This window comes from Pseudomonas sp. MCal1 (assembly GCF_026341415.1).
Classification (GTDB): Bacteria; Pseudomonadota; Gammaproteobacteria; order Pseudomonadales; family Pseudomonadaceae; genus Aquipseudomonas.
The window spans coordinates 30,469-54,186 of record NZ_JAKUMP010000007.1; the positions used below are offsets into that span (position 1 = coordinate 30,469).

At 62.2% G+C, this 23,718-nt stretch carries 17 protein-coding genes; 13 read left to right on the forward strand and 4 right to left on the reverse strand.

What is annotated here, in order from left to right; genetic code table 11:
* The coding region (locus MKZ87_RS12990) for a retention module-containing protein (protein ID WP_266201054.1) at positions 1-3,345 on the reverse strand (3,345 nt) is incomplete at its 3' end.
* Between the two features lie 359 nt (positions 3,346-3,704).
* On the opposite strand from MKZ87_RS12990, the gene MKZ87_RS12995 reads away from it, so the two are divergent.
* The 7 genes from MKZ87_RS12995 to MKZ87_RS13025 all read left to right on the forward strand — a co-directional run bounded on the left by MKZ87_RS12995 (position 3,705) and on the right by MKZ87_RS13025 (position 14,075).
* On the forward strand, positions 3,705-5,057 hold the full coding sequence (locus MKZ87_RS12995; RefSeq protein ID WP_085698122.1) for a TolC family outer membrane protein: 1,353 nt from the start codon (positions 3,705-3,707) through the stop codon (positions 5,055-5,057).
* A 34-nt stretch (positions 5,058-5,091) separates the two neighbouring features.
* Entirely contained in the window at positions 5,092-7,248 is a 2,157-nt protein-coding gene (locus tag MKZ87_RS13000) for a type I secretion system permease/ATPase (RefSeq protein WP_266201055.1), read from the forward strand.
* Positions 7,238-8,605, forward strand: coding sequence for an HlyD family type I secretion periplasmic adaptor subunit (locus MKZ87_RS13005; RefSeq protein ID WP_266201056.1), 1,368 nt, complete (start codon positions 7,238-7,240; stop codon positions 8,603-8,605). The genes MKZ87_RS13000 and MKZ87_RS13005 overlap by 11 nt, the downstream gene beginning before the upstream one ends.
* A gap of 368 nt (positions 8,606-8,973) precedes the next feature.
* On the forward strand, positions 8,974-9,891 hold the full coding sequence (locus tag MKZ87_RS13010) for a LysR family transcriptional regulator (RefSeq protein ID WP_085712612.1): 918 nt from the start codon (positions 8,974-8,976) through the stop codon (positions 9,889-9,891).
* 102 nt (positions 9,892-9,993) lie between these two features.
* Entirely contained in the window at positions 9,994-11,529 is a 1,536-nt protein-coding gene (locus MKZ87_RS13015; protein ID WP_085697926.1) for an MFS transporter, read from the forward strand.
* Between the two features lie 18 nt (positions 11,530-11,547).
* Entirely contained in the window at positions 11,548-12,618 is a 1,071-nt protein-coding gene (locus tag MKZ87_RS13020; protein ID WP_266201057.1) for an HlyD family secretion protein, read from the forward strand.
* A complete protein-coding gene (locus tag MKZ87_RS13025; RefSeq protein WP_266201058.1) occupies positions 12,615-14,075 on the forward strand; it encodes an efflux transporter outer membrane subunit in 1,461 nt (486 codons plus the stop codon). Before MKZ87_RS13020 ends, MKZ87_RS13025 begins: the two co-directional genes overlap by 4 nt.
* On the opposite strand, the gene MKZ87_RS13030 is transcribed toward MKZ87_RS13025, so the two are convergent.
* Entirely contained in the window at positions 14,056-14,745 is a 690-nt protein-coding gene (locus tag MKZ87_RS13030; protein ID WP_085684355.1) for an NYN domain-containing protein, read from the reverse strand. The genes MKZ87_RS13025 and MKZ87_RS13030 overlap by 20 nt on opposite strands.
* 475 nt (positions 14,746-15,220) lie before the next feature.
* On the opposite strand from MKZ87_RS13030, the gene MKZ87_RS13035 reads away from it, so the two are divergent.
* Genes MKZ87_RS13035 through MKZ87_RS13050 form a run of 4 tightly spaced genes read left to right on the forward strand, consistent with a single transcriptional unit; the run spans position 15,221 to position 19,913 of the window.
* Positions 15,221-16,000 carry an efflux RND transporter periplasmic adaptor subunit gene (locus MKZ87_RS13035; RefSeq protein ID WP_085702808.1) on the forward strand — a complete coding sequence of 260 codons (780 nt, stop codon included), beginning with the start codon at positions 15,221-15,223 and terminating at the stop codon, positions 15,998-16,000.
* Positions 15,997-17,316: an efflux RND transporter periplasmic adaptor subunit gene (locus MKZ87_RS13040; protein ID WP_085697930.1), complete on the forward strand. Its 1,320-nt coding sequence runs from the start codon at positions 15,997-15,999 to the stop codon at positions 17,314-17,316. Before MKZ87_RS13035 ends, MKZ87_RS13040 begins: the two co-directional genes overlap by 4 nt.
* On the forward strand, positions 17,317-19,413 hold the full coding sequence (locus MKZ87_RS13045) for an efflux RND transporter periplasmic adaptor subunit (protein WP_085702807.1): 2,097 nt from the start codon (positions 17,317-17,319) through the stop codon (positions 19,411-19,413). It begins immediately after the preceding gene.
* Positions 19,414-19,424: 11 nt separating this feature from the next.
* Positions 19,425-19,913, forward strand: coding sequence for a GNAT family N-acetyltransferase (locus tag MKZ87_RS13050; RefSeq protein ID WP_371918966.1), 489 nt, complete (start codon positions 19,425-19,427; stop codon positions 19,911-19,913).
* Between the two features lie 9 nt (positions 19,914-19,922).
* On the opposite strand, the gene MKZ87_RS13055 is transcribed toward MKZ87_RS13050, so the two are convergent.
* Positions 19,923-20,234 (reverse strand): DUF6916 family protein, encoded by a 312-nt coding sequence (locus MKZ87_RS13055; protein ID WP_085702805.1) that lies wholly within the window; start codon positions 20,232-20,234, stop codon positions 19,923-19,925.
* Between the two features lie 57 nt (positions 20,235-20,291).
* Entirely contained in the window at positions 20,292-20,879 is a 588-nt protein-coding gene (locus tag MKZ87_RS13060; RefSeq protein WP_085702804.1) for a phage tail protein, read from the reverse strand.
* 240 nt (positions 20,880-21,119) lie between these two features.
* Here MKZ87_RS13060 and MKZ87_RS13065 point away from each other — a divergent pair, with 240 nt between their 5' ends.
* On the forward strand, positions 21,120-22,715 hold the full coding sequence (locus MKZ87_RS13065; protein ID WP_266201059.1) for a glycosyltransferase family 39 protein: 1,596 nt from the start codon (positions 21,120-21,122) through the stop codon (positions 22,713-22,715).
* Positions 22,716-22,852: 137 nt separating this feature from the next.
* Positions 22,853-23,698, forward strand: a complete 846-nt coding sequence (locus tag MKZ87_RS13070; protein ID WP_085702802.1) for a sulfotransferase family protein — start codon at positions 22,853-22,855, stop codon at positions 23,696-23,698.
* Positions 23,699-23,718: the final 20 nt, after the last annotated feature.

Genomic DNA, 23,718 nt, shown 5'->3' on the forward strand with positions numbered 1-23,718 from the left:
AATGACCGAGCCGTTGCTCAAGGTCACGGTCACCGGCGTGCCAGCCGGGTTGGTCAGCGTGGCGGTGTAGACGATCGAACCACCCTCGGCCACGGAGCCAGTAGCGCTCAGGGTCAGGTTGGTGGTGTCGACGGTATCGGTCACAGTGGTGCTGACCGGCGTTTTGTCGGCCACCAGATTCTCGTAGTTGCCGCCGCTGACGTTGGTGATGGCGTTGGTCAGTGGTTCATGACCGTTCAACGCATCGTTCGGTGCGGTGGTGGTCACGGTGCCGGTGGTTTTACCGACTTCGATGGTGATTTGCTGACCATTGGCCAGGGTCACAGTCACCGGCGAGCCGGTCACAGGTGCGCCGACGGTAGCGGTGTAGGTGACAGTTCCACCTTCAGCTGCCGACTCGGTCGCAGTCAGTTTGACTGTGGTGGTGTCGATGGTGTCAGTCACTTCAGTGACGGCCGGAACAGTGCTTGGCACCAGGTTCTCGAAATTGCCGCCAGCGGTATTGGTGATAGTGACTTCAACCTTGCCGGCGTCTTTGTAGACGTCATCGGCAGGAGCCGGAACAGTCACGGTACCGGTGGTTTTACCGGCCTCGATGGTGATGACCGAGCCGTTGCTCAAGGTCACGGTCACCGGCGTGCCGGCCGGGTTGGTCAGTGTCGCGGTGTAGACGATCGAGCCGCCTTCAGCCACGGAGCCGGTCGCGCTCAGGGTCAGGTTGGTGGTGTCGACGGTGTCGGTGACAGTCGTCGAAACCGGGGTCTTGTCGGCCACGAGGTTTTCGTAGTTACCGCCGCTCACGTCAGTGATCGAGTTGGTCAGCGGCGCGTGGCCGTTGAGTACATCGTTCGGTGCGGTGGTGGTCACGCTGCCGGTGGTCTTGCCGACTTCGATGGTGATGGTCTGACCGTTGGCCAGCGTCACGGTGACCGGCGAACCGGTCACCGGTGCGCCAACGGTGGCGGTGTAAGTGACGGTGCCGCCTTCAGCGACCGAAGTGTCAGCGGTCAGTTTCACGGTCGAAGTGTCGATGGTGTCGGTCACTTCGGTAACCGCCGGGACAGTGCTCGGAACGAGGTTCTCGAAATTGCCGCCGGATGCATCCTTGATGGTGACTTCAACCTTGCCGGCGTCTTTGTAGACGTCATCGGCAGGGGCGGGAACGGTCACGGTGCCGGTGGTTTTGCCGGCCTCGATGGTAATCACCGCGCCGTTCGACAGGGTCACGGTGACTGGCGAGCCGGCAGCATTGGTCAGGGTCGCGGTGTAAACGATCGAACCACCCTCGGCCACGGTGCCAGTAGCACTCAGTGTCAGGTTGGTGGTGTCGACGGTGTCGGTGATCGTGGTCGAAACAGGGGTTTTATCGGCCACGAGGTTTTCGTAGTTGCCGCCTGTCACGCCAGTGATCGAGTTGGTCAGCGGCGGATTGCCGGTCAGCGCGTCATTCGGCGCGGTGGTGGTCACGGTGCCGGTGGTTTTACCCACTTCGATGGTGATTTGCTGACCATTGGCCAGGGTCACAGTCACCGGCGAGCCAGTCACCGGTGCGCCCACGGTAGCGGTGTAAGTGACGGTGCCACCTTCAGCTGCCGATTCGGTCGCGGTGAGCTTCACTGTTGTGGTGTCGATGGTGTCGGTGACTTCAGTAACCGCCGGGACAGTGCTCGGCACCAGGTTCTCGAAGTTGCCGCCGGTGGTGCCGGTAATGCTGACTTCGACTTTGCCGGCGTCTTTGTAAACGTCATCGGCCGGCGCCGGAACGGTCACGGTTCCGGTGGTCTTGCCCGCTTCAATGGTGATGACGGAGCCGTTGCTCAACGTCACGGTCACCGGGGTGCCGGCAGGATTGGTCAGGGTTGCGGTGTATACGATCGAGCCACCTTCGGCCACGGAACCGGTCGCGGACAACGACAGATTGGTGGTGTCGATGGAATCGGTAACGGTGGTGGTCGCCGGCGTGGTGTTCGGCACCAGATTCTCGAAATTACCGCCGGTAGCACCGGTAATCGTGGTGCTGACGGTGCCGCCGTTGTTGTAGACGTCATTAGGCGCGGTCGGCACGTTGACGCTGCCGGTGGTCTGGCCGGCGCCGATGGTGATGGTCGAGCCGTTGGACAACGTGACGGTGACCGGCGTCTGCGCCGGATTGGTCAGCGTGGCGGTGTAGGTGATCTGGCCACCTTCGACCACGGTGCCGGTAGCAGTCAGGGTCAGGCCGGTGGTGTCTTTCGAATCGACGATCGTGGTAACGGCCGGTGTCGGGTTCGGCACCAGGTTTTCGAAGTTGCCGCCCGTGGCACCGGTGATGGTGGTGGTGACGGTGCTGCCGTTGTTATAGACGTCATTCGGCGCGGTCGGCACGTTGACGGTGCCGGTGGTCTGGCCGGCGCCAATGGTGATGGTCGAGCCGTTCGACAACGTGACGGTGACCGGCGTCTGCGCCGGGTTGGTCAGCGTGGCGGTGTAGGTGATCTGGCCGCCTTCGGTCACGCTTGGCCCCGCCGTCAGGGTGACGGTGGTGGTGTCGATGGTGTCGGTGACCTGGGTCGTGGCCGGCGTGGTCGGCGGGGTCACGGTGATGCCGCTGCCGCCGGTAGTGCCGGTGACCGTCACGTCGATCTGGGTCGGGTCGTTATAGACAGTGTCGTTCGGTGCCAGTGGCACGTTAACGGTGCCGGTGGTGGAACCGGCCGGAATCACGATCACCGCGCCGTTGGACAGGGTGATGGTCAGGTCGGTCAGCGGCGCCTGGGTCAGGGTCGCGGTGTAGACCAGAACACCGCCGGCTTCGGTGATGGTCGGCGTGGCGCTGAGGCTCAGGGTCGATTCGCGCAGGGCGTTGGCGGTGGTGTCGGTGGTCTGGCCACCGGTGGTGTCCTGGGCAACCTGGCCGGCGGCGTTGATGCCTGCAGTCGGGAAGCCAATGGTCGGGTCGACGCGGCCCGCAGTCGCATCGAGCATCACGAAGCTGTGGCCGCCACCGGCGGCACCGCCAGTCCCCGCGGCGCTCGGGCCGGCCGCTGTGGCTTCAAGGGCGGTTGTCGGGTCGACACCGGCGGCGATGGCTTGTTGCAGCTCTTCAACCGACGGCGCGGCTTGCGCGGTGGCTTCGGCCAGGTCAGTGCTGGAGTCCGGGGTCTCGGCGCTCCACTGAGTGTCACGGCCCAGATCGATCGTGCGGCCATCGGCCAGTTCCAGGGACACGGCGCCGGAAACGCCGGTGTCGACCTGATCGCCGGCAAACAGCCGGTCGCCTTCAACGAGTACGCGACGGACGCCCTCTGGGGACACCACGAAAACCTGACCAACAATGCTTTTGACGATGGCAACAACACTGCTCATTGAAGACTCTCCGGGTGTCACGTTCAGTTGACTTCCATAGACCTGATGGCGATCTGTGCCGATTCAGTCTGGACGTACTTTTAAAAAAAAATGAAACAAAGTTGACGCTGCTATTCGTCAATAAATTGGCTAGATTCTTTCGCTATTAACTTTATGCCAAACTATTGACCTTCTGGGAGCCATCCTAAACAATCGCCCCGGTAATGTCACATTGATATTTATGCGGCGACCTGCCCTTCAGCGTGTGATCCAGTTCCGGTTTTAAACTTTCCGACATACGGTCATTCCGGTTGCCATCTTCCGACGCAGCTCGACATTTTGCTGTGATTCAAGACAAGAAGTTCTGGGAAATCTTTACCATGCGTTCGCACCTGTTCAAGGCTCTACCCTTCGCTCTCGCCGCGTCTTTCGTACAAGCACAATCCTTACCAGAAGCCATGCAACAGGCGTTGGATGTCCATCCGGAAATCCAGGCAGGGGTCAACAGCCGACTGGCCGCGGATTATCAGTTAAAGGCTGCAAAAGGTGGATACCTGCCCAAAGTTGATCTGCTGGGCGGTTATGGCCGTGAAGGCACCGACAGTGTGACCACCCGCGCCAATGGTGGCGGCAATCACTGGGAAACCCTGAATCGCAGCGAGTCAAGTTTACGTCTCTCGCAAATGGTTTTTGACGGTTTTGCGACGTCCAGCGAAGTCGGGCGTCAACAAGCCACCGTCAACTCCCGCGCCTATTCATTGCTCGGCACTTCCGAGCGCACCGCGCTGACCGTGGCCCAGGTTTATCTGGACGTGCTCACCCGTCGCGAATTCGTGCGTCTGGCCGAAGAAAACCTCAAGAGCCACCAGCGCATCTACGACCAGATCCAGTTGCGCACCCAGCGCGGCGTCGGCAGCGGTGCCGACCTTGACCAGGCCGAAGCGCGGATGGCCCAGGCCCGCAACAACCTGATCACCGAGCAGACTAACCTCGCCGATTCGGAAACCAACTTCCTCAGCGCCGTCGGCCAGATGCCCGATCAGCTGGAGCGTCCGGCGCCGTTCATGGCGATGATGCCGGCCAACCTGAATGAAGCGCGCCAGCAGATGCTGGAAAACAGCCCGATCCTGCGCTCGGCCGAGTCCGATATCGCCGCTGCCGAAAAGCAGTACGAGACCGCCAAGTCGACCTTCTACCCGCGCTTCGACGCCGAGCTGGGCCGCACTGCCGACAACGACCTCGATGGCCAGAACGGTCACAACAATGAATGGCAGGCGATGCTGCGCATGCGCTTCAACCTGTATTCGGGCGGCAGCAACAAGGCGGATCTGGAGTCCAAGTCCTACCTGTCGAACCAGGCGCTGGACATCCGCAACAATGCCTTGCGTCAATTGAATGAAGAACTTGGCCTGGCCTGGAACGCCCTGAACAACGCCAATGCACAGGTGCCGATCGCTCAGCAATACGTTGATCACAGCACCGCGGTGCGCACCGCTTACCAGCGTCAGTTCAGCCTCGGCGAACGTACCCTGCTGGATTTGCTGGACAGCGAAAACGAGTTGTTCACCGCTTCGCGCCGTCTGGCTGAAATCAAAAACATTCAGTTATTTACTCAGTACCGAATCAAGGCGACCATGGGCGAATTGCTCAAGAGCCAGGGAGTGGTCGCACCTTTGGCATCCGTTGTGCAGAACGACGTGAAGCCCAAGGTCCAGCTGCCTGGGATGAATTGAGTTGTCCCTTTTCAACTGCTAAAGAGTGTCGAGCGTGGAATCAGAAGTCAGTCGAGTTCATCTCAGTCATGATCCACGCGCGTTGCACGACGATCCGTTACTGGATGGTCTGCTCGCTCTTTGCATGCTGCACCAGAAACCCGCCAGCGCGGCCATGCTGACCACCGGCCTGCCGCTGCCCAAGCAACGCCTGAGTGTCGAGCTGCTGCCCCGTGCGGCGGCGCGCGCCGGGCTGCAGGGGCGGGTGCTGCAACGCAAGCTGGAAGAGATTCCGGCGATTGCCATGCCGGCGCTGTTGCTGCTCAAGGATGGCCGCAGCGCCGTCCTGCTCGGCTGGCAGGGCGAGAACGAAGCACGGGTGCTGCTCAGCGAAAGCGACGGCGGCGAGTCCCTGGTCAGCCGCGAACTGCTGGCCGACGACTACACCGGCAAAGTGTTTTTCGCCCAGCCCCAGCACAAATTCGACGTCAACCACGGCACGCTGATCCCGCGTGCGCGCTCGTGGTTTCGCGACACCCTCAAGCGTTCGCGCTGGCTGTACGCCGACGCCATCGCCGCCAGTTTCCTGATCAACATCATCGCCATGGCCGCGCCGCTGTTCGTGATGAACGTCTACGACCGCGTAGTGCCGAACCAGGCCGAAGCGACCCTGTGGGTGCTCGCGCTGGGCATCACCGGCGCCTATCTGTTCGACCTGATCCTCAAGAGCCTGCGCAGCCTGTGCCTGGATCTGGCCGGCAAGAAAACCGACCTGATCATCTCCGCCACGCTGTTCGAACGCATCGTCGGCATGGCCATGAAATACCGGCCGGCGCGGGTCGGCAGCTTTGCCCAGAACATTCACGAGTTCCAGAGCCTGCGCGACTTCCTCGCCTCGCTGACCCTGACCAGCCTGATTGACCTGCCGTTCACCATTCTGATCTTCATCGTCATCGCCATTCTCGGCGGGCATCTGGTGTGGATTCCGGTGCTGGCCTTCCCGATTGCGCTGCTGATCGGCTACGCCTTGCAGAAGCCGCTGGTGGCAACCATGGAACGCACCATGGCGCTGGGCGCCGAGCGTCAGTCGAGCCTGATCGAAACCCTCGCCGGCCTCGACGCGGTGAAGGTCAACAACGCCGAAAGCGAGCGCCAGTACCAGTGGGAGCAGACCATCGGCACCCTCAGCCGCCTCGAGCTGCGGGTGAAAATGCTTTCCGGCCTGGCGATGAACATCACCCTGCTGATCCAGCAACTGGCCGGGGTGATCATGATCGTCTTCGGCGTGTACCAGATCATCGCCGGCAACCTGAGCATGGGCGGCCTGATCGCCTGCTACATGCTCAGTGGCCGCGCCCTCAGCCCGCTGGCGTCGCTGTCCGGTCTGCTGACCCGCTACCAGCAGGCACGGGTGACCATGAGTTCGGTCGATCAGATGATGGAGCTGCCGCAGGAGCGTAACTTCGAAGAGCGCCCGCTGAGCCGCAAGGTCCTGCAAGGTGCGATCGAATGCCGCCAGCTCAGCTTCACCTACCCGGAGCAACAGAACCCGGCGTTGAAGAACATCAACCTGGTGATTCGTCCCGGCGAGAAGATCGGCATCATCGGCCGCAGCGGTTCCGGCAAAAGCTCACTGGCGAAACTGCTGGTCGGCCTGTACCAGCCGGACGACGGTGCGTTACTGGTGGACGGCGTGGACATCCGCCAGATCGACGTCAGCGAGCTGCGCTACAACATCGGCTACGTGCCGCAGGACATCCAGCTGCTGGCCGGCACCCTGCGCGACAACCTGATTTCCGGCGCCCGTTACGTCGAGGATGAGTTGGTCCTGCAAGCGGCCGAACTGGCCGGCGTCCACGAATTCGCCCGCCTGCACCCGCAGGGCTATGAACTGCAGGTCGGCGAGCGCGGGCAGAACCTGTCCGGCGGTCAGCGCCAGAACGTCGCGCTGGCCCGGGCGCTGTTGCTCAATCCGCCGATTCTCTTGCTCGACGAACCGACCAGCGCCATGGACAACACCGGCGAAGAGCGCCTCAAGCAACGCCTCGCGGCGGTGGTGGAAAACAAGACCGTGGTGCTGGTGACGCACCGGGCATCGCTGCTGTCGCTGGTTGATCGTCTGTTGGTGGTCGACCGTGGACAGATTCTCGCCGACGGCCCGAAAGCGGCCGTCATGGAAGCGTTGAAGAAGGGGCAGATCAGTGTTGCTTAAGTCGGGTTTCAAGGATTCGATCCGCCGCTACTTCAAGGGCTCGGCATCGCTGCAGGGGCAGCCGCTGCCAGAGGTCAACAAGGCTTTGATCGAGGACGCGCCGCGTGTGGTGCGCCTGACGATCTGGGCGATCATCGGTTTCTTCGTGTTCCTGATGCTGTGGGCCAACTTTGCCGTCATCGACGAAGTGACCAAGGGCGACGGCAAGGCGATTCCCTCGTCGAAGATCCAGAAAATCCAGAACCTCGAGGGCGGGATCGTCTCCGAGCTATTCGTCAAGGAAGGCCAGATCGTCGAGGCCGGCGCGCCACTGGTGCGGCTTGATGACACGCGATTCGTGTCCAACGTCGGCGAAACCGAAGCGGATCGCTTGTCGATGCTGCTGCGGGTCGAGCGCCTGAGCGCCGAGGTCGATGACCGCCCGCTGAATTTCCCCGAGGACGTGCTCAAAGCCGTGCCGGGTCAGGCGAAGAGTGAAGAGTCGCTGTACATCAGCCGTCGTCAGCAATTGCACGACGAGGTCGGTGGTTTGCAGGAGCAGTTGATCCAGCGCCAGCAAGAGCTGCGCGAATTCACCTCGAAGCAGGCGCAATATCGCCAGCAACTGGGTCTGCAACGTCAGGAAATCAACATGTCCGAGCCGCTGGTGGCCCAGGGCGCGGTGTCGCCGGTGGAAGTGCTGCGACTCAAGCGTGCCGAAGTGGAAACCCGTGGTCAGCTCGACGCCACCACGCTGGCGATCCCGCGCGCCGAATCGGCGATCAAGGAAGTGCAGCGCAAGATCGACGAGACCCGTGGCAAATTCCGCAGCGAAGCCCTGACCCAGCTCAACGAAGCGCGCACCGACCTGAACAAGGCACAGGCCACCGGCAAGGCGCTGGAGGACCGGGTCAGCCGTACGCTCGTTACTTCACCGGTGCGGGGTATCGTCAACAAGATGCTGGTCAACACCATCGGCGGCGTGATCCAGCCGGGCAGCGACCTGCTGGAAATCGTACCGCTGGACGACACCCTGCTGGTCGAAGCGAAGATCCGCCCGCAGGACATCGCGTTCCTGCATCCGGGCCAGGAAGCCACGGTGAAATTCACCGCGTATGACTACACCATCTACGGCGGTTTGAAGGCCACGCTGGAGCAGATCGGCGCCGACACCATCACCGATGAAGACAAGAAAACCACCTACTACGTCATCAAGCTGCGCACCGAGCGCAGCCACCTCGGCACTGACGAGAAGCCGTTGCTGATCATCCCGGGGATGGTGGCGTCGGTGGACATCATCACCGGCAAGAAGACGGTGCTGAGCTATTTGCTCAAGCCGATCATCCGGGCGCGGGCCGAGGCGTTGCACGAACGCTAGATTTTCATTCGTCCTTCAGGCCTCATCGCTGGCAAGCCAGCTCCCACAGGAATCTCTGCTGGAACACGATCGTGTGCTCACCAAAGAATTCTGTGAGAGCGGGCTTGCCAGCGATGCGTCAGGTTGAACACCACATACCTGTCAGTAAGTGACAAAAATGGTCACTCACCATCCGGTCCATTCCTAAGCAATCGCCATATGGTTATTTGTTAGCGGTATTTAAATTCCGCTTCTTATAGCTATAAAGTCATCCTCGGCGTACCTGCCGACCAATCGGCGCGCCGCACGACACTGGGGCGTGCAGCGCTGATTTTCTGATCTGCTAGCATTGCGTGCGAATCAATCCTGATCGGTCATGAGTGCTCAGCATGCAACTCCCGGACATGAACCTGTTGGTCGCCCTCGACGCCTTGCTCGACGAAGGCAGCGTGGTCGGTGCCGCACGGCGGATGAACCTCAGCCCGGCGGCCATGAGCCGTACGCTGACGCGGATTCGCGAAGCCATTGGCGATCCGATTCTGGTGCGTGCCGGACGCGGTTTGGTGCCTACGCCCAAGGCTCTGGAGTTGCGCGAGCAGGTGCGCGATGTGGTCGAGCAGGCGGCGCTGCTGTTTCGCTCGGCGGATGCCGTTGAACTGGGCACGTTGCGCCGGCGCTTCAGCATTCGCGCCAACGATTTTTTCGTCGGCGTGTACGGCGGCAAACTGTTCGACACCCTCGATCAATTGGCGCCGCACTGCGAATTGCGCTTCGTTCCCGAAGGTGACGGCGACGATGAAGCCTTGCGCGAAGGGCGGATCGACCTGAGCGTGAGCAACACCCGCCCGGTGACCCCGGAAGTCAAAATACAGAACCTGTTTTCCACCCACTTCGTCGGGCTGGTGCGCGAGGACCATCCGCTGCTGGATGGCGAGATCACCGCCGAGCGGTACGCCGGGTTTTCCCACATCAGCATGTCCCGCCGGGGCATTGCCCGGGGGCCTATCGACACCGCGTTGAATGCCCTGGGCCTGGAGCGGCGAGTCGCAGTGATCGCGCCGAGTTTCCACGCGGCAATGTTCGCGCTGCCGGATTCCGACCTGATCCTGCCGGTGCCCAAGGAAGCGCTGCTCAGCGTGCGACGGCTGGGTTTGAAGCTGCGCTCATTCGATCTGCCGATCCCGCTGCCGACGCTGATGCTGACCCAGGCCTGGCACCCGCGTTTCGACAAGGATCCGGCCCATCGCTGGCTGCGCGAAACCCTCAAGACCTGCTGCGATGAAACCTGGCTGGCGGCGCAGCCCTGAGAGTTGCGTCTGATGCACTTATAAACTGCCGAGAAGTCAATTTTCGTCAGCACTAAGCCCTACTACCATGCTGCGGTATTTTTCCCTCCGGAGTTTGCCTGCATGACATCCCTGACGGTTACGGCGCCGATTGCCGCTGCCGCTCCGATGGCCGCCGCGCCACCGGTGTTCGGGGCGCGGATCATCATTGGTCTGGTCGGCGTGCTGCTGGCGGTGCTGGTGTCGGGTCTCAACGAGATGGTGACCAAGGTCGCCCTGGCCGACATTCGCGGCGCCCTGAGCATCGGCTACGACGAAGGCACCTGGCTGGTCGCCGGCTACACCGCGATGTCGGTGGCGGCCATGGCGTTCGCGCCGTGGTGCTCGGTGACCTTTTCCCTGCGTCGCTTCACCCTGTGCGCCATTGGCGTGTTCACCCTGCTCGGGGTGCTCTGCCCGTTCGCCCCGAACTACGAAAGCCTGCTGCTGATGCGCATCCTGCAAGGTCTGGCCGGTGGTGCGTTACCGCCAATGTTGATGACCGTTGCGCTGCGGTTTCTGCCGGCCAACATCAAGCTTTACGGTCTGGCCGGTTATGCCCTGACCGCCACCTTCGGCCCAGGCCTTGGTACGCCGCTGGCCGGGTTGTGGACTGAATACGTCGGCTGGCAGTGGACTTTCTGGCAAATCATCGTGCCGTGCCTGATTGCCATGGCGATGGTTGCCTGGGGCATTCCACAGGATCCACTGCGCCTGGAGCGGCTCAAGTCGTTCAACTGGAAAGGCCTGCTGCTGGGCTTTCCGGCGATCTGCATGCTGGTGATCGGCCTGTTGCAGGGCAATCGTCTGGACTGGTTCGAGTCGAATCTGATCTGCGCTTTGCTCGGCGCCGGTTCGCTGTTGCTGGTGGCGTTTCTGATCAATGAATGGTCGCAGCCGATTCCGTTTTTCAAGTTGCAGATGCTCGGCATTCGCAACCTGTCGTTCGCGCTGATGACCTTGGCCGGCGTGCTGGTGGTGCTGTTGGCGGTGGTGCTGATTCCATCGAGTTATCTGGCGCAGGTGCAGGGTTACCGGCCGGTGCAGACCGCGCCGATCATGCTGCTGGCGGCGTTGCCGCAACTGATCGCGCTGCCGCTGGTGGCGGCGCTGTGCAACCTGCGTTGGGTCGATTGCCGCTGGGTGCTCGGCATCGGTTTGAGCATGTTGACGCTCTCCTGCCTGGGCGGCTCGCAGCTGACTTCGGTGTGGATTCGCGACGATTTCTACGTCCTGCAATGGCTGCAGATTTTCGGCCAGCCGATGGCGGTGCTGCCATTGCTGATGCTGTCGACCGGCAGCATCCAGCCGCAGGACGGGCCTTTCGCTTCGGCGTGGTTCAACACCGTGAAAGGCCTGGCGGCGGTGGTCGCCACCGGCGTGATCGAGGCGCTGACCACTTCGCGCCTGCATTTTCACTCGACGATGCTGGTCGATCGCCTCGGCAATTCGCCGCTGGCCGCCAGCAATGACCCCGGCCTCGCTCATCGCCTGCATGAACAGGCGGTGGTGCTGACTTCTTCGGATCTTTACCTGTGCATGGCTGGCGTCGCGGTGGCGCTGATCCTGCTGATTTTCTGGCTGCCGACGCGGATCTTCCCGCCGCGCGCGCCGACCTGACTGAGATAGAAGGTTCTTATGACGACTCAAGCAAAGCAAAAACTCGCGGTGGCTGTGGCCGCTGCGCTGGCGGTCGGTGTGCTGGTGTATCTGGCGATGCCCGGTCTGTTCGGCAAGCGCACTCAACAGAACACCAATGATGCCTTTGTCTCCGCCGACTTCACTCTGGTGGTGCCGCGTGTGGCGGGGTTCATCAAAGAAGTGCTGGTGGAAGACAACCAACAGGTCAAGGCCGGCCAGTTGCTGGCGCTGATCGATGACCGCGACCTGCGCGCCGCTGCAGAGGCCGCCGATGCGCAAACCCTGGTGGCTCGCGCTCAACTGCAGAACGCCAAGGCCACGCTGGAGCGCCAGACCTCGGTGATCGCTCAGGCGCAGGCGTCGGTGGTGTCGGCCAAGGCTGAAATGGCTTTCGCCCAGCAGGAATTGAACCGCTACAACCACCTCGCCGGCGTCGGTGCCGGCACCGTACAGAACGCGCAACAGGCGCGCACCCGGATCGATCAGGCTTCTGCGCGTCTGGACACGGCCACGGCGAAACTGGCGGCGGAACGTAAGCAGGTCGAGATTCTGACGGCGCAGCGCGATGCCGCCGAAGGCAGTTTGAAACACGCTCAGGCCGCGCTGGAAATCGCCAGTTTCGAGCTGTCATACACGCGCATCACCGCGCCTCAGGACGGCATGATCGGCGAACGCGCGGTGCGGGTCGGCGCCTATGTGACGCCGGGCAGCAAACTGCTGGCGGTGGTGCCGCTGAAGCAGGCCTATGTGGTCGCCAACTTCCAGGAAACTCAACTGACTGATGTGCGGCCGGGGCAGGACGTTGTCGTGCGGGTCGACAGCCTCGGCGGCGAAGCCCTCACCGGCCGCGTCGAGAGCATCGCTCCGGCCACCGGCGTGACCTTCGCGGCGGTCAAACCGGACAACGCCACCGGCAACTTCACCAAAGTCGTGCAGCGGATTCCGGTGAAAATCCTGCTGGAGCCTGGCCAGCCGCTGGCCGAACGCTTGCGGGTGGGAATGTCGGTGGAGGCGAGCATTGATACCAAAAGCCCGGCGACGTCGATGCGTGAGGTGACGCAGCGATGAAGCACCTTCAGTCCATGACCGTGGCCCTGAGTCTCTCGGCGTTGGCGGCCTGCACCGTCGGCCCGGATTTTCAGAAGCCCGAAGCCACGCGGATTGCCGAGTGGGCAAAACCGTCAAAAACCGCCGTCAGCAAGACTGTCAGCGAACCGTTGAACGAGCGCTGGTGGGAAGTCTTTCACGACGCGCAACTGTCGGCCCTGACCCAGCGCGCCTTGCGCAGCAACCTTGACCTGCAACTGGCCAGCAGCCGCCTGCAACAAAGCCGCGCGGCCCGTCAGGTGATCACCGCCGATCGTTATCCAACGACTGCCGCCACCGGCAGCTACGCTCGCAAACGCAACAGCGGCGAAGGCCTGAACGATCCGTCCGGGCACAATGGCGATTCTGCGTTCAACCTGTGGGATGCCGGATTCTCCGCCTCTTGGGAACTGGATTTCTGGGGTCGTGTGCGCCGGGAAACCGAAGCCGCCGATGCCAACCTCGAGGTCGCGGAAAACGACCGTCGCGGCGTGCTGCTGGCGGTACTCGCGGACACCGCGCAGAACTACATCCAGTTGCGCGGCGTGCAAAACACCCGCGCGGTCACCGAGCAGAATCTCGATGTGGCGCGGCACAGCCTGAAACTCTCGCAACTGCGCCTCAACGACGGCGTGGCCACCGATCTTGACGTCGCCGAAGCGGCCGCACAAGTGGCGGCCATCGAATCGCGGCTGCCGGCACTGGAGCAACGTCAGGCGCAACTGATCAACGCCATCAGTCTGTTGATGGGTGAACCGCCGCAGGCCCTGTCCAAAGCGTTATCCACAGATGCCCCAGTGCCGCAGTCGCCACTGACTGTCGCCATCGGCTTGCCGTCGCAACTGGCCGAGCGCCGCCCGGACATCCGCCAGGCCGAAGCCCGGTTGCACGCCGCCACCGCCAATATCGGCGTGGCCAAGGGCGATTTCTATCCGCGCATCACCCTGTCCGGCAATCTCGGTTCGCAGGCCATGCAACTCAGCGACTTCGGTTCCTGGGGCTCACGCGCCTTCGGCATCGGCCCGCAATTCAGCCTGCCGCTGTTCGACGGCGGCCGCTTGCGCGGCGTGCTGCAACTGCGTGAGGCCCAGCAGCAGGAAGCGGCGATCGGTTATCAACAGACCGTACTGCGTGCCTGGCACGAAATCGACGACCAATTGACCGCCTACAACGCCAGCCAGCGCCGGCGCGACAGCCTCGCCGAAGCCGTGCGCCAGAACCAGATCGCCCTGCGCACCGCGCAACAGCAATACGTCGAAGGCGTGGTCGACTTCGTCAACGTCCTCACCGTACAAGGCGCACTGCTCGCCACCCAGGAACAGTGGGTGGAAAGCTCCACCGGCGTTTCACTGGCGATGGTCGGCCTGTATCGGGCGTTGGGTGGGGGATGGGAGTCGGTGTATCCGGTGGGAGTTCTCGCTACCAGTAATCCGGTTTGATCGCTGGCTTCTTATGAGTGGGGACTCGGTGGGGAAATTGGTGCATCAGCAATTCTTCAGCGGTGATGACACGTCGTATCCAATGCGAGTGATCTTTCATCGAGCCAGGAGAGGGGCGATTGAGCCCGGCTCTATGGGGAAGTACGACACCCACTACTACTCCGGGAAAGTCTGAGCGTATAGCTCGTAACGCGGGGGTCATGTCGGTGTCGCTGGAGACCAGCACTATCTGGTCGAGACGCTCATCGGGGTCGAGCAGCGACTGACGACATGCTGTGCGATACATGCTGATTGCGATGTGAACGTCAGTTTCCTTTTCTTCGAGCTTCCAGATGTCGACTTTGTCCTGGCGTGAAGCGCCAGTGTTTCTATCGATAAACCTGGGAGCCTTGGCCGGCTCAAGGTGATGGCGGCCAAAGTGCACTGAGACATTGGTTGATCTCAAGGCCCTGATGTAGGTGTCCTGGGCTTCCTTGGAAACGCGGCCGCGAGTTGCCAGTTCAGGTTTGATGGGGGAGGTGAAATAGTCGATCGAGATGACGGAGCTTTTTGGATTTTCTATGTGGGCCACATGAATCAACAAGCCTCTGAGATTGAGCCACTTGTAGGGTGTACCTGCCAGAAGCCCATAGAACATGTTGTAGCCATCTACAAAGAAAGCAGTTCGCACAAATCGATCCTCAGAAACGAAAAAACCGGCCTAAGCCGGTTTCTTCACCCCAACTGCCAGCGAACTGAATCGCTACGTACGGGGTTGAGTAAGGCAATCCTAGATTGAGTGCGTCATGCAGGTCAACCGTCGTTTTATCATTCCCTCACCCAGCTGTTTTATCTTCAGCGCCGGCTCATCAGATTTGTTGTCTCGTCTCGTCAGGGGTCAAGGTTTTCCAAAGCTTCTGTATGAGCAATTGTTGCCCGCTCGGAGGCAAAGCCTGCTGTTTGTCATGATTTTTCTTTTGGAGTGGAGGTTATTTCCTAAGCATTTGTAGGAAGAAACAATCAGCCTACGCCTCTGCAACAACTCAACCGTAAAAACGAAAAATCGGCTATTTGTGAAACATTACATTTCCAAGGTGTGATGGCCTTTCGCTTGACGCTAATTGCCGCTGTCGTAGACTCCGAGCATCCGTCAGGGAGTAACGGTTATGCGGCGTTTTCGTGGTTGGGTTGTCGGGTTGTCCTTTGTTACATGTGCAGTTCAGGCTCAAACGCCCGCGCCAGACGATCCGCTGCTGGATAACGGCGGGGCCGCGAATGCATCGGCCAGCAGTGAAGCGCGCGGTGTGTTGCGAGCGAGGGATCAGGCGACCCTGGCCAGCGAGTTGTCGGGGCGGATTGTCGAGTTGCCGTTCAGCGAGGGCGAGTCGTTCAAGAAGGGCGATACTCTGGCGCGTTTCGACTGTTCGGCCTATCAGGCTCAGTTGAATGCTGCGCAGGCCGCCAGCCGTGGCGCCAGTGAAGAGTTGGCGCACAACCGGCAACTGGCGGCGCTCAATTCCGTCGGGCGTTTCGAAGTGGCCCGGGCCGAAGCCAAGGTCAGCGAAACTCAGGCGCAATCTCAGGTTTATCAAGTCCAGGTCAAACGCTGCAGCGTGGTCGCGCCCTTCGATGGGCAAGTGGTCGAGCGCAAGGTAAAGCGTTATGAAAGCGTGCCGGCCGGGGCGCCGCTGCTCGATGTGGTCGACAACCGCACCCTGGAAATCCATCTGCTGGTGCCGTCGCGCTGGATGGCCAGGCTCAAGCCCGGTCAGTCGTTCAGCTTCGTGCCCGACGAAACCGGTCAGCCGATCGACGCCACGGTCAAACGCCTCGGTGCGCGGATCGACGAAGGCAGTCAGACCCTGTTGCTGGTCGCAACACTCCCCGAAGCCAAAGGCTTGCTTGCCGGCATGAGCGGCACCGCGCGCTTCCCGGAGCTTAAGTGAACGCCCCGGTGAGCGGCGCCGCCGAGCAGGTGTTCGCGCGGTTTCTCGATCTTGAACGGCAGACCCGCGCCGCCCATGACATTTCGCAACTGGCCTACAGCCTGGTCAATGACGGCCAGTCGCTGTTCGGTTTTCGCCATGCGGCGCTGCTGATCGCCGGCAAGGTGCGGGCGGTGACCGGGGTCAGCGCAGTGGAGCCGAATGCGCCGTTCGTGGCGTTCGTCGAGCAGGCCGTGGCACAACTGTTCAAGCAGGATGTGCTGAAACAGGCGCGGGTGATCCCGCCGGAAATGGTCGGCGAATCGATTCAGGCCGACTGGCGCAGTCTGTCGGCCATGCAAGTGTTCTGGCTGCCGCTGATCGACCGACAGGGTCAGGTGTTTGGCGGTTTGTGGCTGGCCCGTGATCTGCCGTGGAATCCTTCTGAACAAGTGCTGCTGTCGCAGCTGGGCGACACCTACAGTCATGCCTGGCTGGCGTTGCAACCGCGCAAGCCGTGGCGGCTGCGCTGGACCCGCAAACGCCAGGTGGCGCTGGTTGCCGTGTTGTTGCTCGGGCTGTTGATCCCGGTGCGCCAGTCGGTGCTGGCACCCGCCGAAGTGGTACCTCAGGGCGGGCGCGTTGTCGCCGCGCCGCTGGACGGGGTGATCGCCGAATTTCTGGTCAAACCCAACCAGAGCGTGAAAACCGGCGACCTGTTGCTACGTTTTGAAAGCACGACGCTGAAGGCCCAGGCCGATGTCGCCGAGCGTGCGCTCGGGGTTGCCGAAGCGGAGCTCAAAGCCAATTCCCAGCGCTCCTTTGTTGATGCCGAATCCAGCTCCCGGGTCGATCTGCTGGCCGCCCGCGTCGAACAAAAACGCGCCGAACGCGACTACGCCCGCGAACTGCTCAACCGCAGCGAAGTGCGCGCCGAGCGCGATGGCATTGCGGTGTTCGCCGATGCCGAGCGCTGGACCGGCAAACCGGTGCAGACCGGCGAACGGCTGATGGAGATCGCCGACCCGAGCCAGGCCGAACTGCGTATCGAGCTGGCCGTGGGCGATGCGATCTCGCTGGAGCCGGGCGCCGAAGTCGCGCTGTTTCTCGACAGCGACCCGTTGCAGCGCCACCTCGCCACCCTCGAACGTTCGGCCTACGAGGCGCAGCCCACCGCCGGCGGCCAATTGGCCTATCGGCTGGACGCCGGTTTTGCCGACGCCCCGCCGCGTATCGGCCTGCGCGGCACCGCCAAAATATTCGGCGACCGCGCGCCGCTGGCCCTGTACCTGCTGCGGCGTCCGCTCGCCGGGCTGCGCCAGAGCGTGGGCCTGTAAATGACTCTGCCGAGCCTGCGTGCCGACCTGCAATTGTCGCCCGCGGCGCCGGCACTGGACGGTTCGCCGCGCTGGACCCTGGCCGACCCTGTGCGCGGGCGCTACTTCAAACTTGGTGCGGCGGCGATGCGCCTGTTGCGCCACTGGTCGCTGGGCGATCCCGAACAAGTGCTGCGCGCCGCCAACCGTGAACCGGGGCTGCCTCTCGACGCCAGCGAGCTGGCGCAACTGCTGGAGTTCCTGCGCGGACATGACCTGATCAGCGCACTCGACGAACAGCAGCGCGCCAGCTATCGGCTCAAGGCCCTCGTGCAACGCCAGAGCCTGTGGAAAATCCTGCTGCATCAATATCTGTTCTTCCGCATTCCACTGTGGCGCCCGGACGCTTTTCTCAACCGTGCCTGGCCGTGGCTGGAGCGCTTCGGTCCGAAGATGTTGCGTTATGGTCTGCCGGCGACGCTGGCGCTCGGGGTGTTTCTGGTGTCGCGGGACTGGCAGCGGTTCGTCGGCACTTTTCCGCACCTGTTCAGCCTCGGTGGCGCGATCGCGTTCGGCGTCGCGCTGTTTTTCGCCAAGCTGTGTCACGAGTTCGGTCATGCGTTCATGGCCAAGCGCGCCGGGTGTCGGGTGCAGAGCATGGGCGTGGCATTCATGGTCCTGCTGCCGATGTTCTACACCGATGTCAGCGATGCCTGGCGGGTCAATGACCGACGCGCGCGACTGCTGATCGGTGCCGGTGGCGTGCTGGCGGAATTGCTGCTGGCGAGCCTTGCGCTGCTGGTCTGGTCGTTCCTGCCGGACGGGCCCGGTCGCACGGCGGCGTTCATGCTCGCCAGCGCGACGTGGATCACCACGCTGGTGGTCAATCTCAACCCGTTCATGCGCTTCGATGGTTACTTTTTGCTCAGCGACTTGTGGGAAGTCGACAACCTCCAGGGCCGGGCCTTTGCCCTGTGTCGCTGGCGGCTGCGGGAATTTCTGTTCGGCTATGGCGCACCGGCGCCGGAGCCTTGGTCGCCGACGATGCAGCGGCGTTTGCTGATCTGGGGGTATGGCTCGTGGTTATGGCGTGCGGCGTTGTTTTTCGGGATCGCGCTGGCGGTCTATCACCTGTTCTTCAAGGTGTTGGGGATCTTCCTGATGCTGGTGGAACTGGTGTGGTTCATCTTTCTGCCGATCATGAGTGAGTGGCGCCAGTGGTGGAGCCGCCGCGAACAGGCTCACGGCCCCCGCGTGCTGCTCAGCAGCCTGGCGGTACTCGGTTTGTTGCTGGTGCTGGTCGTGCCGTGGCGCAGCTCGGTCGAGTTGCCGACGATGCTCGAGGGCGGTCGCGCCAGTGCCTTGCACGCGCCGACAGCGGCGCGGGTCAAAGCCGTGAAGGTCGCGGATGGTCAGACCGTTGCTCAGGGCGACGTGCTGATCGAACTGGAATCGCCGGACCTCGATTCGCGGCAGGCCATCGTCCGCCGGGAAATCCGCATCCAGCAATTGCTGATGCGTCGGCAGGCCGGCCGCAGTGAAACCGCTGCCGATGCCGGCATCGTCGAGCAGCGTCTCGCCGAAGCGGTGGCGGAGTATCGCGGCCTGACCGCCCAACGCGAACGTCTGCTGTTGCGTGCGCCCCATGCCGGCACCGTGCGTGACCTGCTGCCGAATCTGACGCCGGGCCGCTGGCTGTCGAGCAAGGATGCGCTGGCGCGGGTGGTCGAGGACGGCACGCGACTGCGCGGTTATCTGGCCGAGGCCGAACTTTGGCGGGTCAAGCCCGGGGCCACCGGGCGGTTTATCGCCGACGACCCGATGCATGCCGCCATCGCGGTGCAACTCAATGAAATCGACACCAACGGTGTGGCTTATGTCGATCAGGAGGCGCTGACCTCCGATCACCACGGACCGATTGCCGTGCGCCGCGATCAGCAGCAACGGGCGGAACCGGTGCAGGCGCAATACGGCGTGCGTTTGACTACGCTGGATCAGGCACCGACCCCGGTGCAGCCGCTGCGCGGCGTGGTGGTGTTGCAGGGCAGCGGCGAATCGGTGCTCGGTGTGGCCTGGCGCCGAATGGCGGCGTTGGGGGTCAGGGAAAGCGGTTTCTAGGGAGCATGAAGATGACGGACAACCTGGCGGCGGACGGATTGGTGGTGCGGCCTTCGCGGGCGACTGACGGGCCGTTTCTGCAAAGCCTGTATCAGTCGGCGCGGCCGGATCTGCAATGGATCGACGGCGAGCAGGAACAGGTACAGCAAATCGTTGCCCAGCAGTTTCAGGTGCAGGAGCAGGGCATGGGTGAAAACCATCCCGACGCCATGCACTACATCGTAGAAAAACTCGGCACCGCCATCGGTGCACTCAGCACCGATTTCGGCGTCAATGAAATTCGCGTGTTGTACCTCGCCTTCATTCCCCAGGCCCGGGGCAAGGGTTACGGACGAACCGTGCTGCAAGGCGTGCAAAAAGCCGCGCAGCAAGTGCGCTGCCCGGTGGCGACGGTGGTCTGGGCCAACAACCCCCATGCGCGCCAGCATTACCTGGCGCTGGGGTTTGCCGTGGAAGAGCGCAATCCGGCGGCAGAGCGGTTGGTGTGGTACCCGCAGTGAGTCGGGGTTTCAGTTGAAGGAAATGCAGAAATAACCCAACTGCGGATCCCGCCCCATCGCCGGCACCCGCGACACGAAAATATCCTCCACCCGGCCGAGCTCCGGCAGTTCCAGCGTGCATAAACCGTCGACGAATTCGGTCGGCACCAGGCTGTTGAATTCGAGGCAGAAGGGCATCCGTTCGCTGTAGCGGGTTTTTGCCGCCGGAACCTCATCAAGGTGCTCGATCTGAATCGGCAATGCCGTGCCATCGGGCAGGTGCAGCGTGCGTTGCTGTCCGAGCAACGGCTGGACGTGTTGAATCTGAACCGTTTGCAGCATGGTCTGACTCCAGTGAAAAAAAGAACGGCCGGGGGCTGTGAAGCCCCCGGCGTTTGCTCAGTTGCGCGACGGGAACAGGCCGTTGAGGGCAACGCTGAAGTTGAGGACCAGGGCCGGGTTCAGGATCGGCAGTGGCTGACTGCCGCCGGTGGAGGAAATGTCACCGGTGACGGTGGTGGTCACACCCTTGAGTGGCACCGGCGTGGCGCCTTGGGCGTCAGAGTAAATGTTCGCCGAGCCCGGACCGCCGCCGGACGCGCCGAGGTACGAGTTGGTGGCGGTCGGCACGGTCGCCGGATTGCTGGCAGGTACGGCCAGCGACAAGGCCGTGTTGGCGGTGAGGCCGGTCATGGCATGAGTGTGGTTGGGCATGTTGGCGATGGTGGCAGTGACGTTTTCGGTGCCGTACACCTGACCGATGACGCGCGGTGTCAGACCCAGGCCATTGCCTTGTGCGACAGGCACGCGACCTTGCAGGTTGGGCAGTTGAAAGTTGGTCGTGCCATTGCCGCCGTAGTAAGTGCCCAGCAAGGCGAACAGCGCCTGGTATTGCGAGATGCTCAGGATTTGCCCGTTGCACAAGGCCCAGCCACTGGGGGCAAAGTTGAAGGCGAACGGTTGAATCGTACCCATAAAGACTTCCATGGTTCCTCATCCTTCTGTTGTGTGGTCGGCGCGCCGCGCGTTCGCCCTTGTTGTCGGGCCGGTAGAAACGTTTTGCTGACTCCTTCCTTTTGCGCGGGCAGGTCACGCCAAGCCCTAGCGTAGACCCGGATCGACGGACTTGCCGGACGTCGTCGTATCCGCGCATCGACTTCGGCGCTGGCCTAAAGTGTTCGCAGTTGATGACGCAATTGTGTTCGCAAAAACGCTGAGGGGAGGTTGATGGAGTTCCTTCGCGAGACGCCGCTGGGGGATACCCAGGATCCGTTCGCCGCACCAAATGCCGGTGTCCGACGACTGTTGCGCTGGGCGCGCCAGCACTGGTTGATACCGATCCTGCTGCTGGCAACCGTGGTGCGTTTTTATGACCTGACGGCTGCCGCGATCTGGGGCGATGAAGGTTCGAGCCTGCTGCTGGCGCGCTATTCGCTGGACGGGATCTGGACGCACGCCGCGTTCGACGTGCATCCGCCGCTGTACTTCATGCTGTTGCACGGCTGGATCGGGATGTTCGGCGACGGCATTCTGGCCATTCGCAGTTTCAGTGCACTGGCCGGCATCGCCACGGTCGGGCTCGGTGTGAGTCTGGTCGACCGGCTGGCTACCCGCCGCGCCGCGATCATCGCCGGGGTATTGCTGGCGCTGCTGCCGACGGCGGTGCGCTACAGCCAGGAAGTGCGCATGTACGCGTTGCTTGGCTTGCTGCTGGTCGGCGCGACGCTGGTGCTGGTCAAATGGATCCGGCGCCCGCAGCGTCACCGCTATCTGCTGATCTACGCGCTGTTGATGACCGCTGCGTTGTACACCCATTATTTCGCCGTGCTCGCGGCGCTGAGCCATTGGCTGTATCTGGGGCTGATCCGGCTGTTGCCGGGTTTTCGCCTGAAGCATCTCCAGCGCAAGGACTGGTGGCTGGCCAATCTGGCCATCGTCGTGCTCTACCTGCCGTGGCTGCCGAACCTGCTTGAACTGCTGCAACACATGGACGCCCTCAAGGCTGGCGGCGATGTGGGCTGGGAAGATCCGGTGACCCTGTCTTCGCTGCCGTCGATGATCTGGCTCTGGCTGATCCAGGATGAGGGCGAGCAGCTTCCGTTGTTGCTGTTCGGCGGTATGCCGCTGGCCTTGCTGGTGCTGGCGGCTGTCGCCGTCGCCCGGGATCGCAGCGTGAGCCATGGCAGCGTCCTGCTGGCGCTCTACACCGGCGTGCCGTTGTTGCTGGTGTTCGCCGTGTCTTTCGTCACGCCGGTGTTCGTCGAGCGTTATCTGACCGCCTACGCGCTGGGGCTGCCGATGCTGGCAGCGCTGGCCATCGACCGCCTCTACACCAGCGTGCGCGTGCTGGCGGTCGCGGTGCTGCTGTCGCTGGTCGGGGTCGAGATGATCGGGGTGAACGCCAACGCCACGGTCGACCGCAACGACCAGTTCGACGTCATGGTCGATTACGTCAATCGCCACTTCGCCAGCGGCGACCGGATCGTCATCAGCGACATGCTCTGGTACCTCAGTTACGTCTATTACAACCGCACTGACGCTCAAGTCCGGCTGTTTACGCCGCCCACCGCCGAGGGCTGCTCCACGCGTCCGAACCACTACGGTTTCGGCACGCTGGTATCCGATGGCGTTTACCTGGATCGACTGAGCGAATTGCCACAGGGCAGTGCCCGGGTCTGGTTGATCGGTGACCTGGATGCGGAGATGCCGGATCCATTCCTGCCCTTGCCTGCGACCTGGCAGTTGCGGGATCAGGTCCAGGCGGGTGGCGCGAAAGCGCGACTTTTTTCGTTACCTCTGCCCAATGGACCGGAAGAAAACTGACTTAAACGCTTCACCATTTTATTCGCGATAAAAAATGAATTTTTAAGTCTGTTTTGCTCTGTTTTGATATCAAAACACTAGTAGTCGAAAGGGTATTGTTGGATTACGCTCGTCAGACAAAAGGACTTACAAATAAGGTGAAGGGATTGCAGCAGTTCCACTTTATCTCCGGCTTGCCGCGCTCAGGTTCGACCCTCCTTTCTGCGATCCTTCTGCAGAATCCGCGCTTCCATGCCGGCATGACCAGCCCGGTCGGCGCACTGTTTTCCGGTGTCCTTGAACAATGCAGCGCCGGCAGCGAATTCGGCGCGGTGATCGACACCGACATGCGCCGCCGCCTGTTGCGCGGCCTGTTCGATTCCTATTACGCCGACAAGGCCGACAAACCGGTGGTCTTCGACACCAACCGCCAGTGGAGCTCGCGCCTGCCGGCGATCAATGATCTGTTTCCCAAAGCCAAGGTCATCGCCTGTGTGCGCAACGTCGCCTGGGTGATGGACAGCCTGGAGCGGCTGTACCGCGCCAATCCTTTCGAAAACACCAAGCTGTTCGGCGATGCGGTCGAGCGCAACACCGTCTACAGCCGCTGCGAAACCCTGGCTCAGCGCAACCGTCTGGTGGGTTTTGCCTGGGCAGCGCTCAAGGAAGCCTATTACGGCGAGCACGCCGATTCGCTGCTGATCGTCGATTACGACCTGCTGACCCAGGCCCCGGAGCGCGTACTGCGGTTGGTCTACGACTTCATCGGCGAACCCTGGTTCGAGCACGATTTCGAGCATCTGGCCTATGACGCGCCGGAGTTCGACCAGGCCCTGGGCGTGGCCGGCCTGCACAAGGTCAAACCCAAGGTCGCCTTGCAGTCGCGGCGCACGATTCTGCCGCCGGACCTGTTCAAGCAATACGCCGATCTGTCCTTTTGGCTCGATGGCTCGGCCAGCGCTGCCAATGTGATTCGTATGAAGTCCGACGCCGCGATCAGCTGATCGCGGCGTTTTTCATTGAT

Bases quoted from the DNA above. Each gene is read 5' to 3' on its own strand.
- MKZ87_RS12995 (WP_085698122.1), top strand. From the start codon at position 3,705: ATGCGTTCGCACCTGTTCAAGGCTCTACCCTTCGCTCTCGCCGCGTCT.
- MKZ87_RS13010 (WP_085712612.1), top strand. From the start codon at position 8,974: ATGCAACTCCCGGACATGAACCTGTTGGTCGCCCTCGACGCCTTGCTC.
- MKZ87_RS13015 (WP_085697926.1), top strand. From the start codon at position 9,994: ATGACATCCCTGACGGTTACGGCGCCGATTGCCGCTGCCGCTCCGATG.
- MKZ87_RS13020 (WP_266201057.1), top strand. From the start codon at position 11,548: ATGACGACTCAAGCAAAGCAAAAACTCGCGGTGGCTGTGGCCGCTGCG.
- MKZ87_RS13025 (WP_266201058.1), top strand. From the start codon at position 12,615: ATGAAGCACCTTCAGTCCATGACCGTGGCCCTGAGTCTCTCGGCGTTG.
- MKZ87_RS13035 (WP_085702808.1), top strand. From the start codon at position 15,221: ATGCGGCGTTTTCGTGGTTGGGTTGTCGGGTTGTCCTTTGTTACATGT.
- MKZ87_RS13045 (WP_085702807.1), top strand. From the start codon at position 17,317: ATGACTCTGCCGAGCCTGCGTGCCGACCTGCAATTGTCGCCCGCGGCG.
- MKZ87_RS13050 (WP_371918966.1), top strand. From the start codon at position 19,425: ATGACGGACAACCTGGCGGCGGACGGATTGGTGGTGCGGCCTTCGCGG.
- MKZ87_RS13055 (WP_085702805.1), bottom strand. From the start codon at position 20,234: ATGCTGCAAACGGTTCAGATTCAACACGTCCAGCCGTTGCTCGGACAG.
- MKZ87_RS13060 (WP_085702804.1), bottom strand. From the start codon at position 20,879: ATGGAAGTCTTTATGGGTACGATTCAACCGTTCGCCTTCAACTTTGCC.
- MKZ87_RS13065 (WP_266201059.1), top strand. From the start codon at position 21,120: ATGGAGTTCCTTCGCGAGACGCCGCTGGGGGATACCCAGGATCCGTTC.